8 protein-coding genes are annotated in these 14,679 nt (G+C 41.9%); 6 read left to right on the top strand and 2 right to left on the bottom strand.

What is annotated here, in order from left to right:
• Position 1 precedes the first annotated feature (1 nt).
• Positions 2-616: a bifunctional nicotinamidase/pyrazinamidase gene (pncA, locus tag RI561_RS00295; RefSeq protein WP_395078208.1), complete on the bottom strand. Its 615-nt coding sequence runs from the start codon at positions 614-616 to the stop codon at positions 2-4.
• Between the two features lies 1 nt (position 617).
• Positions 618-2,015 carry a nicotinate phosphoribosyltransferase gene (locus tag RI561_RS00290; RefSeq protein WP_395078207.1) on the bottom strand — a complete coding sequence of 466 codons (1,398 nt, stop codon included), beginning with the start codon at positions 2,013-2,015 and terminating at the stop codon, positions 618-620.
• A gap of 180 nt (positions 2,016-2,195) precedes the next feature.
• On the opposite strand from RI561_RS00290, the gene RI561_RS00285 reads away from it, so the two are divergent.
• The 6 genes from RI561_RS00285 to RI561_RS00260 all read left to right on the top strand — a co-directional run bounded on the left by RI561_RS00285 (position 2,196) and on the right by RI561_RS00260 (position 14,657).
• Positions 2,196-3,818 carry an Ig-like domain-containing protein gene (locus RI561_RS00285; protein ID WP_395078206.1) on the top strand — a complete coding sequence of 541 codons (1,623 nt, stop codon included), beginning with the start codon at positions 2,196-2,198 and terminating at the stop codon, positions 3,816-3,818.
• Positions 3,819-3,824: 6 nt separating this feature from the next.
• Positions 3,825-4,712, top strand: coding sequence for a mechanosensitive ion channel family protein (locus RI561_RS00280; protein WP_395078205.1), 888 nt, complete (start codon positions 3,825-3,827; stop codon positions 4,710-4,712).
• Positions 4,713-4,815: 103 nt separating this feature from the next.
• A complete protein-coding gene (locus RI561_RS00275) occupies positions 4,816-8,289 on the top strand; it encodes a methylmalonyl-CoA mutase family protein (RefSeq protein ID WP_395078204.1) in 3,474 nt (1,157 codons plus the stop codon).
• 203 nt (positions 8,290-8,492) lie between these two features.
• Complete coding sequence (locus RI561_RS00270; protein ID WP_395078203.1) at positions 8,493-9,707, top strand: peroxiredoxin family protein; 1,215 nt, start codon at positions 8,493-8,495, stop codon at positions 9,705-9,707.
• Between the two features lie 366 nt (positions 9,708-10,073).
• Positions 10,074-13,211, top strand: coding sequence for a glycoside hydrolase family 2 TIM barrel-domain containing protein (locus RI561_RS00265; RefSeq protein ID WP_395078202.1), 3,138 nt, complete (start codon positions 10,074-10,076; stop codon positions 13,209-13,211).
• Positions 13,212-13,235: 24 nt separating this feature from the next.
• Positions 13,236-14,657 (top strand): Ig-like domain-containing protein, encoded by a 1,422-nt coding sequence (locus RI561_RS00260; RefSeq protein WP_395078201.1) that lies wholly within the window; start codon positions 13,236-13,238, stop codon positions 14,655-14,657.
• Positions 14,658-14,679: the final 22 nt, after the last annotated feature.

The following is a 14,679-nucleotide window of genomic DNA, read 5'->3' as shown; positions in this document are numbered from 1 at the left end:
TTTAATCGGAAATCTCCCCGGAGTTTTTAAATTCAACCCCGGCTTCTCGCATTTCATCAAAAGCTGCATCCACAGAGCTTTCTATATCAATCCCTCGGACGGCATTTTCAACCAAGGTAACTTTATACCCTAATTTTCGTGCATCCAGGGCAGTCCATTTAACACAAAAGTCAGTGGCCAGCCCGGCAATGACCAACTCATCGATATTTCTGGCTTGCAGATAACCATGGAGTCCGGTCACCGTCTCATGGTCGTTTTCGAAAAAGGCAGAATAGGAATCGATGTCTTTTCTAAATCCCTTTCGAACAATCAGTTGGGAGGGTTTGTTTTTAAGGTCGGGGTGAAATTCAGCACCCTCCGTTCCCTGTACGCAGTGATCCGGCCATAACACCTGTTCTCCATATTCCATCTCAATAGTGTCATATGGATCTTTATTGCCATGGTTTGAAGCAAAGGAAAGATGATCGGAGGGATGCCAGTCTTGGGTTTGTACCACACAATCAAGAGAGTCCATCAGCTTATTGATAGGCTTTACTACCGTGTCACCTTCAGGAACTTCAAGGGCGCCACCGGGACAAAAATCATTTTGAACGTCAACAATTATTAATGCTTTCATATCAGGCATTTTTGATAAGTTCGACTTTTAGTTCACGTAACCTTCTGCTTAAGCCCACTTTATACACATGGGGATTATCAAAGCGTTTATGCTCGTCATTTAGTTTCGAAAGTCTTTCCTGAGCATAGGATGCGCTTTCTTCAACTGAGGGAGAATCAATAATTATCTTCCCCTCATCTACGATTCTATGCAACAGTTCTTCACTTTCAAAATAGGATACATGGGTTGAACGGTGAGCGATGTAGGGGTGATAAATGGTCTCCGGAGTGTCTTCATCAATCAAAGCAATTCCGTCACTATAGAAGGAACCATCATCATTAAAATACCGAATGACTTTCTTAGAATCGGGAAGAGTTACTTTTTCTTCATTTTCCGAAATTTTTAGGGAGGGCTTGCCATTTATTTTGCTAAGCTTGTATACACCATCCAGTGCCGGGTCATCATAGGCTGTTACCAACTTAGTTCCCACTCCAAAAAGATCAATTGGGGCTCCTTGATCCAATAAGCTTTTAATCAGGTATTCGTCAAGTTGGTTGGATGCTGCAATCTTGACGTATTCAAGTCCGGCGTCATCTAACATTTTTCGGCTTTCCCTGGCAAAATAGGCAAGGTCACCGCTATCCAATCGAATACCTACCAGCTTATGTCCTTTTTCTTCCAACTCCTTCGCAACTTTTATAGCATTAGGGACACCCTGCTTTAAGGTACTATAAGTGTCTACAAGCAGGATGGAGGCATCGGGATAGTGCTCTGCATAGGTCCTAAAAGCGGTTAATTCATCCTCAAACGACTGCACCCAGGAATGGGCCATAGTACCATTGATAGGAATATCATTCAGTTTTCCGGCCAATACGTTAGAGGTTCCCTGAAACCCACCAATCATGCAGGATTTGGATGCCTGCAAACCACCGAGGCCTTGCGCTCTTCTTAGCCCGAAATCTACCACAGCATGATCACCGGCAGCCTGCTTAATACGGGAGGCTTTAGTGGCAATTAAAGAAGCAAAATTAAGGGTGTTCAGCAGAACCGTCTCCAGTATTTGTGCCTCAAGAACATTTCCCTCAACACGAACAACAGGCTCATTTGGAAATACGATTTCACCTTCTTTGGCAGCATATATGGTGCCTTTGAACTCAAAATCTTGGAGATATTCAAGAAATTTTTCCTTGAATCCCTGTTTCCTGAGATACTCAATTTCATCAGGATGAAAACGAAAGTTTTGTATGATGTCCAAAAAGTCGCTTAGCCCGGCAAAAACAACATATCCACCATCAAAGGGGAGCTTCCTGAAAAAGTAATCGAAATTAGCAGTTTGTTTATGCCGTCCGTATAAAAAATATCCCTGGGCCATGGTTAATTCGTAAAGGTCAGTGTAAAGTGCAGGTTTTTGTAGAATCATATTTTTAAAATATAAAGGCTTTTGCAAAAACAGAATGACTCGGCTTTGGTTTTAAAGTAATTCATCGTTTCATTCTGTGAACTCTAAGGTATATCTTTGTGAAAGGAGTTTCATAAAAATAAAAACAAGGTTTTTTATGATTATCTTTGAAAGCTTTAACACAAAATGTAGTTCGTTCATTTGATACACAGACGATTAAAAATCAGTTTTTCCATATGCGTTGTCCTTGCAGTAGCCATTTCTTGTGCAACGCCTATTGCCCCAACCGGAGGACCTTCTGACAGTCAGGGTCCTGCTATTGAAAAGACGATCCCAGAAACCGGCACTACTAACTTTGCAGGCAGAGAGTTTGAATTTCAGTTTGATGAATTTGTGCGAAGAGCTTCAGCAAGAGAAGCCATTACGGTGGAACCTGATTTAGGGATCGCGTATGATATTTCGTGGGGACGAAAGTCCATGAAACTCGAATTTGAACAAGATTTTCCAGACTCTACAACGGTTATTATTCGGCTTGAAACGGATTTGGCTGATACGAGAGGAAACAATTTAGAAGTGCCTTACACGCTGGCAATTTCTACCGGAGATGATATTGACGGAGGCGAGATAACCGGAAAAATTTTATTAGCTCATGATGGAAGTCCTGCCGAAGAAAAGCGGGTTCTTCTGTATCGACAACCTATTGACTTAAGTAGCAGGGCGAATTACCAAGCTCAAACTGATACCGGTGGCGTGTTTACGTTCTCTTATTTAGCTGAAGGAGATTATAAAGCACTGTTGGTTGACGACCGCAACAGAAATAAAATTTGGGAAGAAGAAAATGAAAGCGCGTATCCTTTTTATGAAGATATCATCAGCCTTGAAAAGGATGGAACAGATACTCTTGATGTTCTGTATACCACTCAAGTGGATTCAATTACTCCAACTCTTCAGGGAGTTGGTTTATTCTCACAAAATAGATTGAGGCTGCGGTTTAGTGAGGATATTAAAGTTAAAGATAATACGGAGTTTGAAATCGTTGATTCCCTTGAAAATCAATATACTTTAGCCTATCCGTTATATGTATCCCCTGAAGAGGGTTTTGTACTTTTTGCTCAAAGTGAAAATGTATTGGAAGAAGGCGTTAATTATCGGCTCAATCCTGAGGGTGTGACAGATTTAGCAGGAAATAAAGTGGTCTCAGAGTATCTTGACTTTACCGGCACTGCACAGGAAGACACTACTACACAGAGAATTATCTCAGCAAATGGCAAAAACGGACTGGCACCGGATGAAGAATTCAGGATTACCTATGCAACTCCAATTTCAGAAAGTGAGGTTATTGATTCTCTGGTAGTTATAGAAGGCGATGTTGATTTTAATGACTGGCCCGAAGTTTCAGTGGATGGCAATGAATTGGTCATTCGGCCACAGGGAATATGGATTGATGGGGTAGAGTATCAGTTTTTAGCATGGAACCCACTGACGCAACGAAGAAAGTTATTTGAACCCAACAATTGGGATGTTTCTGACTACGGGGAGATTGAAGTCAATCTACAGGATGCGGACTCCACAGATAATTATTACGCCAGATTATTGGGACCTTCCGGTGAGCAGCTGAAGAACTCAAATTTTAATCAGTTGTTAACTTTAAGTAATTTGGCTCCAATAAGATACACACTAATTATATATAGGGATGAAAATAGAAATGAGCAATGGGACCGTGGTTCTGTGATTCCGTATGAAGCACCGGAAAAGTATTTTGTACGACAAAATGTAAATGTTCAGGAAGGGTTCACTTCCGAAATAAATATTTCATTTAACTAATTTATTATGAGCGATTTGTTAAGCCAATATATTGACAGTACCTGGCATCTGCCTATCCTTATAGGACTAATATTGGTTACAACCATTATTGTAGGATCTGTGACAACTCGGATTATCAATGTAATGATCCGAAAATCCAAAGAAGTAGAAGATGGTGAGGATGTAACCAACTTAGTCTTTTTCAAAAGGTCGGTTATTGTATTGATCTATCTTACCGGTATCAGTTTTGCTATATACATGATTCCGCAGCTCAGGGTAATTGCTGCTTCATTACTTGCCGGTGCGGGATTGTTTGCAATCGCCATCGGTTTTGCCTCTCAGGCTGCGTTATCAAATATTGTCGGAGGTTTATTTATTGTGATGTTCAAACCTTATAAGATCGGCGATCGCATTCAGGTTAGAACTGACCTTAGTGGGGTAGTGGAAGACATTAACCTGCGCCATACGGTGATTCGTAATTTTGAGAACAGGCGAATTATTATCCCGAATTCTGTAATCAGCAACGAGGTTGTTATAAATTCCAATTACGAGGATAATAAAATTTGCAAGTGGATTGATATGGGTATCAGCTATGATTCGGATATAGATCTTGCTAAAGAGATTATGAAAGATGAAATCTTGGCTCACCCGTTTTTTATAGACACCCGTACTGACGAGCAAAAAGAGGCCGGAGATGATATTGTGCCAATTAAGGTCATATTGTTGGGTGAATCTTCGGTGAATCTGCGTGCGTGGAGCTGGGTAAATACCCCACAGGATGCTTTTATTATGGGTTGTGACCTGATGGAAAGTATCAAAAAACGGTTTGATAAAGAAGGTATTGAAATTCCATTTCCACACCGAACGTTGGTTTATAAAAATCCTAAACCAAACGACGAGAAAAAACAGCCTTAATTTGGAATTCAAGGCTGTTTAAAATCAACTTAAACCAACATCGAAAATCCCTTCATAAATCGTTATCTTCTGGAACCGCTTCCAAACATCAAGAAATAAAATTATGTCGGTAGAAACGAAATCAACATCCGCAACTAAGAAAGCTGTTCAGTCAGAAAATAAAAGCAATATTCAAAAGCCATATAAAAGTGAGCATAAAGTTCGCTTTGTAACAGCTGCAAGCCTGTTTGACGGCCATGATGCCAGCATCAACATTATGCGGCGCATTTTGCAAAGCAGTGGCGCTGAAGTTATCCACCTGGGGCATAATCGTTCTGTCCATGAAATCGTGAACTGTGCTATTCAGGAAGATGCACAAGGTATTGCTATCAGTTCGTATCAGGGCGGACACGTGGAGTATTTCAAGTATATGATTGAGCTGTTGGAAGAGAATGGAGCCGGGCATATCAAAGTATTTGGTGGCGGTGGCGGTGTAATTGTAGAGGATGAGATCAAAGAACTTCATGAAGCCGGTGTAAAACGGATATTTTCGGTGGAAGACGGCAGTAAAATGGGGTTACAGGGTATGATCAATTTCATGCTTAAAGAATGTGATTTCGATCCTATTGAAGTAGCTAAACCGGACCTTAAGAAAGTAGCCAAAAGAGAAAATGGTCAGCTTGCCCGGGCACTAACTGCTATTGAGAACGAACAAAGTGAGGTACTTTCTTATCAGGAAGGTAAACTCCTTGATGGCGATCAAAATGAAATAGAAATCGGTAAAAAGACTATTCCTTTAGTTGGTATAACGGGGACTGGCGGAGCCGGGAAAAGTTCTTTAACGGATGAATTAGTCCGTCGGTTTTTGACGGAATTTGAAGACCTCACCATTGGAATTATTTCTGTTGATCCCTCAAAAATCAAAACAGGAGGGGCGTTACTCGGTGACCGAATCCGCATGAACAGTATTGATACGGAACGCGTTTTTATGCGCAGTATGGCCACTCGTGCTTCCAACCGTGCCACCAGTAAAGGATTGCTTGGAGCTATAGAATTGTACAAGGCTGCCGGGTTTGATTTGATTATTGTGGAAACATCCGGGATTGGTCAAAGTGGAACGGAGATCGTGGAATACACCGATATCCCGATGTATGTAATGACCAGCGAGTATGGAGCAGCCACGCAGCTTGAGAAGATCAATATGCTAGATCTTGCAGAGCTTGTCGTGTTGAATAAATTTGAGAAAAAAGGATCTTTAGATGCGCTGAGAGATATTCGGAAGCAAATGATCCGAAATACGGGCCAATGGCATGCGAAGCAAGAAGATATGCCTGTATATCCAACCATTGCTGCACAATTCAATGATGAAGGCGTGAATCGGCTGTTTAAAGCATTGGTAGATAGTATCAATGACAGATATGAAATTGGTTGGGAAACTAAATTATATACCAATCCCAACCCGGCTGAGGATATTCAGGCGCAGGCCATCATTCCCGGAAAACGAGTTCGTTATCTATCCGAAATTTCAGAAACCGTTCGTGATTATCATGAGTGGGTGGAAGAGCAGGTAGATGTAGCTTCGAAACTGGATCAGGTTTCAGGTACTATCGATCAGCTCGAAAGCTGGGACCCCGATGAAAAAGCCGTAATGCAGGATAATCTTTCCAAAATGCGTGAGCACTGGATTTCTAAACTGGATGCCCTTCCCAAAAAAATTCTGGAAGGCTGGAATGAGTTGTTTGAGAAATATCAGCAAGAGTACTTTGAAGTGCAGATCCGGGATAAGAAATTTAAGAATCAGTTGTACCGGGAGTCGCTGAGTGGGCTCCAAATTCCACGGGTAGCCCTTCCAAAAACAAAGAATAAAGGGGAACAGCTGAAATTCGCCCTCAAAGAAAATCTACCTGGTTATTTCCCATACACAGCAGGCGTATTTCCTTTCAAGCGAGAAGGAGAAGATCCAACCCGAATGTTTGCAGGAGAAGGAACACCTGAGCGGACCAACAAGCGGTTTCACTATGTAAGTGAGGGAATGCCGGCTGCCCGACTTTCCACAGCTTTCGATTCCGTAACACTCTACGGCGAAGATCCCGGCTACCGTCCCGATATTTATGGTAAAATTGGGAATTCCGGTGTAAGTATTTGTACGCTTGATGATATGAAAAAATTGTATTCCGGCTTTGAACTTACTTCCCAAAAAACGTCGGTATCTATGACCATTAACGGTCCGGCCCCCATGATCTTAGCGATGTTTATGAATACAGCTATTGATCAGGAGGTAGAACGATACTTGAAAGAAAATGGTAAGTGGGATGAGGCCAAGAAAAAGATTAAATCGTACTTCAAAGAACGAGGTGTTAATCCCCCTGAGTACAGTAATGACATCCCGGAAGGAAACGATGGGTTTGGTCTTGGGTTGCTGGGTATTTCAGGAGATCATTTGATTGAAGAAGATACCTATGAACAAATCAAGGAAGATACCCTAAATGTAGTTCGTGGAACCGTTCAGGCTGACATCTTAAAAGAAGATCAGGCTCAGAATACCTGTATTTTCTCCACTGAATTTGCCCTGAAGATGATGGGCGATATTCAAACCTACTTTACCGAGCATAAGGTTCGGAATTACTACTCAGTTTCTATTTCAGGTTATCACATTGCTGAGGCTGGAGCCAACCCAATTACCCAAGCTGCTTTCACACTGGCAAATGGATTTACCTTCGTGGAATATTACCTTGCCCGCGGACTCGATGTAGATGATTTTGCTCACAACCTTTCCTTCTTTTTTAGCAATGGTCTTGATCCTGAATATGCAGTAATCGGCCGGGTAGCCCGAAGAATTTGGGCCGTAGCTATGAAGGATAAATACGAAGCCAACGATCGATCTCAAAAACTGAAATATCATATCCAAACGAGTGGTCGTTCGCTGCACGCACAAGAGATTCAGTTCAACGATATCCGTACCACTTTACAGGCTTTATTAGCGATATATGATAATTGCAATTCCTTGCACACCAATGCTTACGACGAAGCAATTACCACACCGACTGAGGAGTCTGTAAGACGGGCATTGGCCATACAAATGATCATAAATAAAGAGTTGGGAACGGCTAAAAATGAGAACATTAATCAAGGTTCCTATTTCATAGAAGAGCTCACAGATTTAGTAGAAGAAGCTATACTAACTGAGTTTGATCGCATCACTGAACGAGGTGGAGTTCTGGGCGCGATGGAGAATATGTATCAGCGTGGGAAAATTCAGGATGAATCCTTGTACTATGAATCCAAAAAACATTCAGGTGAGCTACCTATTGTTGGGGTAAACACCTTCCAAAAAGAAGAGGGCGGTGAAGAGGAAGAAAAAGAAATCGATCTTATCCGTTCTACTGAAGAAGAAAAACGCCAGCAGATTGAAAACCTGGAGCAGTTCTGGAAGCGAAATGAAGCAGAAGCTGAGGAAGCTATTGAACGGCTTAAGGAAATAGCCCGTAATAATGGAAATCTGTTTGAGGAACTCATGGAAACGGTGAAAGTGGCATCGCTGGGACAAATCTCTCATGCCTTATATGAAGTAGGCGGGCAGTATCGGCGTAACATGTGATCACAGATTAAGCTGATTTTGGGATTACACAGATTATCCGTTAGCGGCTAAGTAGAAAACCGTAGGTCGGGCTGGTAGCCCGACTGGTGTTTTAGCAGAATAAGGTTAGATACAAAAGGCTACCCGGGAGGATTACCAATCCGCCCTAAGTGATCTTATCACAACGACCTCGGAATTTTCTGTGAAATGGCTATATCCTCTTCATGAAAAATCTTGTTAGCCTATTCGTCTCACTCATTGTGTTTTCCACCTTCAGTTTTGCTCAATCGCCCAGAGAAGGACTTTGGAAAGGCGCTATCATTTACAGCAATGCAGAAATACCATTTCAGTTTGAGGTGGATTATCCGCAACCAGGTACTAAACCTGTGCTAACGTTTATCAATGGTGGTGATCGCGCTTCTCTGGAAGCTACGGTACGTAGCGACAGCCTCGTCATTCCTATGTTTGGCTTTGATATTACCCTGAAAATGAAGATGGGAGAGGAGTTTATGGAAGGGACGCTATTCAAGCACTACAACAATCGAAGCTATCCTTTCAGAGGGGAATTCGGATTACCAAGGTACGATATCTATAAGGAACAAAATCCTGTACAAGTGGGTGAGCGTTGGGATATGAGAGTGAATGTGGGCATGAACAGTGAATATCCTGCCGTGGGACTTTTTGAACAGAATGGCAATAAAGTGACCGGGACCCTGATGACCGAAGTCAGCGCTTATAGATTTTTTGAAGGGAAAGTAGAGGGCAATACGATTGAACTGTCAACTTTTGATGGTGTGCATTCTTTTGTGCTGAAGGGGAGCTACGATGAAAGAACTCAACAATGGAGTGGCGATCTGATACTCGATGATGGATATTCCCGCCCTTGGAAAGCAAAAAGGGATGAAGAAGTTGAACTCCCTGACCCTTTTGAATTTGTAGATTTATCTGGTAGAAATATCAAACCCGAATGGGAAAAACTAGCTGGTTTAGCAGATCAGAAAATCAATCCGGAAAATTATGAAGATAAAGTACTCATTGTACAGATAATGGGAATGTGGTGTTCTAACAGTCAGGATCAAACCCGGTATTTAAGGGATTGGGTTGCCAATAATCCCGCTAAAGAAGTTGAAATACTTGCTGTGAATTATGAGGCGAACTATTCTCCGGAATATGGATTACAGCGAATTCAAACCTATAAAGAAAGGCTGAATGTGCCTTACCGAATGATTCTTGGTGGTCCGCTTTCCAAGACTAAGGCAGCTGAAGCATTTCCATTTATGGATGAGATTATGGCCTTCCCAACACTTGTATTTATAGATAAAGAAGGCTATGCCCGCTATGTGCATAGATATTTTACCGGTCCGGCAACAGGTGAATATTATCGTGAATTTGACAGAAAATTTAATGCGATTGTGGATGAGTTATCTTCCGAAAACTGAACTTGACTTAAAGGAAAATCAGGTACACCATTTCTTTTCCAATTGGTAGAGTATCACAAGTCGTTTCCTAAGTTTTACATATGTGAAATGTTGTAAGTCTTATTTCCAGCCATCTTTCCCACCTTTATTAAGTATATACAGAGAAAAATAATTTCGAATCTTCTCCAGATTTGATTTCTGAATAAAAAAGCATTTCAAGTAACTGGAAGGGCTTTTTTAGCTCAAAAAAGCCCTTCCAAAGTACACTGTATATACATTGTAAATATTGATATTTCTGCTCGCCTATTATAATGTCTGGTGCGTTAAGGCATTTCCAGGCAAAATTGCCTTCACCTTTATGAATGAAAATGACTAAACAAATTAGATATGAAAAAGCCCGTTTTTCTACTCATTCTATTACTGAGCATATCCACTGCAGTAATGGCACAATCAGAACAAGTATCTGTAGAAAAAACACAGGAGGGGTGGCAACTGCTTGTTGACGGTGAACCCCAAATGATTAATGGTATGAACTGGGATTATTTTCCAAGGGGCACTAACTACGCTTACAGTTTATGGAATCAGTCTCCGGAGTTCATACAAAAAGCCCTTGATTATGAAATGGCTCTGCTAAAAAACATGGGAGTAAATGCTATTCGAGTTTATACCGGTATTCCCAAACGGTGGATCACCTATATATACGAGAACTATGGAATTTATACGATGCTCAACCATTCATTTGGTCGGTATGGATTGACCATAGACGGAGCCTGGATGGCTAATACAGAATATGCTGATCCCAGAGTTCAGGAATTATTGTTAAGTGAAGTCACTGAGCTGGTTGAAGAATATAAAGACACACCGGGTTTACTTTTATTTTTACTGGGGAATGAAAATAACTATGGTTTATTCTGGGGAGGGGCTGAAACGGAGGATATTCCAATTGAAGACCGAAAGTCGACAATTAGAGCACGTGCTATGTACAAGCTTTTTAATGAAGCTGCTGTACAAATGAAGCAAGTTGATGACAGCCGACCTATTGCCATAGCCAATGGTGATCTGTTGTTCATGGACTTAATCGCAGAATTAGCCCCGGATATTGACATCTTCGGCACCAACACCTATCGCGGAATGACCTTCACTGATCTATATGAACGGGTAGATAATGAATATGATAAGCCGGTTTTGCTTACTGAGTTTGGTTCAGATGCATTTAATGCTCAAACCTTACAAGAAGCGCAAGGGGCTCAAGCCAATTATTTATTTAGTAATTGGAAAGAGATCTACAATAACGCAGCCGGGTTGGGAGGCAGTGATAATTCCATAGGAGGTTTTACTTTTCAGTTCAGCGATGGATGGTGGAAATTCGGACAAACTGAAGGTTTGAATACGCATGATACTAACGCGTCATGGGAAAACGGGGGATATACATTCGACCATGTACCGGGCGAGAATAACATGAATGAAGAATGGTTTGGTATAATGGCTAAAGGGCCAACTAGCCTGGATGGGTTTTATGAGCTTTATCCAAGAGCCGCCTATTATATGCTAAAAGAAGTACACCAATTTGACCCATATGCAGAAGGAGTTGAAGAAAACGATTTGGAAAGCTACTTCTCCAACATCTCATTAATCGATGCAGAACTACGCGCCCAATCAGGTGGAGGACAATCCGAGGGTGGTTCTGATCTCATTTCTCTAAGTAGATTTTCCGCAACATTCGAAACGTTTAACACCGGAGGAGATATTATAACAACTCCCGATAATGCCAATCCGAATGAAGTACAATATCCGGATGAATTAGGTTTCGACCACATGCAATCCTATTTCATTGGTGTAGAGGCCAATCCGGCTCCAAATATGAGGGCCGAGGTTGTTACCAATATTTTAGGTAATGTAGCTGAAAATCCGATCGATGAGATTTTTTATGAGAACCGGGGCAGGGCTGTAGAGCTACTTGGGCAAAATGGTAATGTAACAGCTGAATCATTAAACAGGGTTGAGGTTTACAGCGCAAGTTATTCATGGAACCAAGAGTACTTTAATCTCGATGGCTTTTATCGTACCGGTCACTATCACTGGGGATATGAAGGAGATTTCTTCGGATTATACCCTGAAGCTAACTATGGTGATCAAATTGATATCTACAATGGCATCGCGCCCTTTGGTTTTGAAGCAGAGGGTAAAAAAATGTTTGACGGTTTTAAGCTTGCTTTTGGTCCACAGTTGTGGTGGGGAGCTAACCCGGCGGTATTGCTGAAATATTCCACAAATGTAGGACAGACTAACTTAACCGGAATCTTCCATGAAGACATAGAACGACAGGGTTTAACGGGGAGTTCTTTTGCTATTCCACAGCCTAAAACAAGACGATTTACGGTTCATGCCGACCGACAGTTTGGAAACATTGGGGTAGAACTTGGTGGTATATGGGCAGGTCAGCCTTTGAATGGTCGTGACTTCCAACTGGCCCGTGAACAAGGCAACGGTAATTATGATGTGTATGTTGACCAAATTAAACCAGAAGACAACTGGGGTGGAAAAATAAAATTAACCTACGAAAGCGGAGTATTCAATTGGTATGCACAATCAGCACTAATGGGCTTAGTGGCCAACGGTGGTGCAGATCAAACAATGACTTTTACGGGATGGAGACTCAAAGACAGCGGAAGCGGGAATCAATATAATTTCTTATCAGGATTTACATACAACATTGGCAACTTACAGATTGCTCCTAACTTTTTATGGCAAAAGCCCATTGAGGGGCCAATTCCATCTGATGTAAATGCTCCCGGAAGGCCGCGTAATATTCTTGATGATCCTTTTGTAGTTGGAGGTAACCGTGAGCAAATATCAGGTGAATTATTACTTACATACGATCCTACCCCGGGCACTTACATGTATGAATGGAACAACGATATTGCCGAAGATGCTCGTTTTGCAATGAGTTTAGGTTTTGTCTACCGGCACTTGCCAACCACTCGTGATGCCGCAATAGGGATTCTGCCTGATGGACGTACATTTTTCCCATTCCCCGGTGCTCCACCTGCGGAAGACCTTTGGGAAGTACACACCAGGATAGTTTCGAAAGTAAACAGAGACTTAGGGATCATTGCTAACCTATACGGTGGAGATGCTCAGGCTAACGGCAGCGACCCAAGGCTGATCACTCGATATGGCGGCGATGTTAGAATGATTTATAAAAAGGTGAAACTCAATAGTTTCGTGAAAGTGAACGATTGGGGACCCTACGATTATCACCGTGACTTCAACCTGACGTTCCCCTTACAGCTGATGTTAGACTTTTCTACGGACTTAGGAAAACCCGATTGGTTTGATCTGCCTTCCACCCGAATTGGGGTACGAGGTACATGGAGATCATTGAATGAGTATTCACCGCGATATGCTCCAACATATATGATGGATGTCAGTGGTGAACTCGTACCTGACCCAACAGCCCCCGGATTTGATAATGGCAGTGAGTGGGAGTTTAGGACATACATACAAATTGATATAACGAATTAATAACAGGTGAGAAACATGAAGAATATGTTCACAAAAAATACCAAACGCACCATATTGGCAAGCTTACTGCTCATGTTTACTGTAGCAGGTTGCGAACGTTCTGTTGATGGTTTAGAAGAACCTGACTTTCCTTCTAACCCCAATGTATTCATTGAGGGATTTAGTTCTGGTTTGGAATATTTTCCCTATCAAGGCTCCAGGGAAGATGCATTCAGCGTAGAAGAAGGGGATGATACCTATAACAACAGTGCTGCAGCTATGCGCTTCGATGTACCAAATGTGGGGGATCCTCGAGGAGCCTACGCAGGTGCCATATTCAGAGATGAAAATGGAGGAAGGAATTTAACATCCTACAATGCTCTTACCTTTTATGCCAAAGGGACTAAAGCCGGAACCATAAATGATATAGGATTCGGGCAAGATTTTCTTGGGAATGAATATGAGGTGGCATTGAGTGGCTTGAAACTGACCACAAATTGGGAGAAATACGTTATTCCAATTCCGGACCCGTCTGTTCTAACTTCATCACAAGGGTTGTTTTGGTACTCAGAAGGACCTGAAGATGGCGATGGATATTCATTCTGGGTTGACGAACTAAAATATGAAAACATATCCGGGTTGGCGCAACCAAGGCCAGCTATCGTTAATGGAAACGAGCAGACCGAAACCAGTTTTGTAGGGTCAAATATCCAGGTTTCAGGGCTTAGCTATACCATTAATCAGGCCAATGGTGTAGATATTACCGTGGGCGCAGCACCGTCATATTTTGAATTTGAATCATCAGACCCAAGCGTAGCCACGGTCAATGAAGATGGTACAGTTTCTGTGATCGGTGAAGGTACAACAGAGATTACTGCATCGTTAAGTGGAATTTCGGCTAATGGCTCTCTCACCGTTGAGTCAATTGGGGAATTTACTCCGGCTCCGACTCCAACAATAGCTCCCGAAAATGTGATATCTATTTTCAGTGATGCCTATGAAAATGAACCCGTTGATTTCTACAACGGCTTTTATGAACCATTTCAAACAACCACTTCCAGTGACTTTACAGTTAATGGAAACAGTGTACTTGGATACGAGAATTTCAACTTTGTGGGCATTGAGTTCAATCAAAATGTACCCACCATAGATGGAAGTACTATGACAAACCTCAGTGTGGATATCTACCTGCCCAATAATGTTCCTTCCGGTTCCGCTTTTGCTGTGAACCTTAGAGATTTCGGTGCTGATGATGCCTTTGGAGGTGGAGATGATACAACATCACGCATTAATATAACTACAGGCACCAACCCTGCATTGGTGTCAGGGCAGTGGATTACTATTGATCTTGATATCTCCGGAATGTCCAACAGATCAAATCTTGGCCAGATTGTATTTGATACTGATTCAGGTCCTGCCTTGCAAGGGGCTACGATCTATGTAGATAATATTTATCTGTATCGATAGGATTGAACCAAAAACCGAACCC

Origin of the sequence: Gracilimonas sp. (assembly GCF_031581265.1) — a bacterium.
In the GTDB taxonomy this organism is placed as follows: Bacteria; Bacteroidota; Rhodothermia; order Balneolales; family Balneolaceae; genus Gracilimonas.
This window is presented reverse-complemented; position numbering and strand designations above follow the sequence as displayed.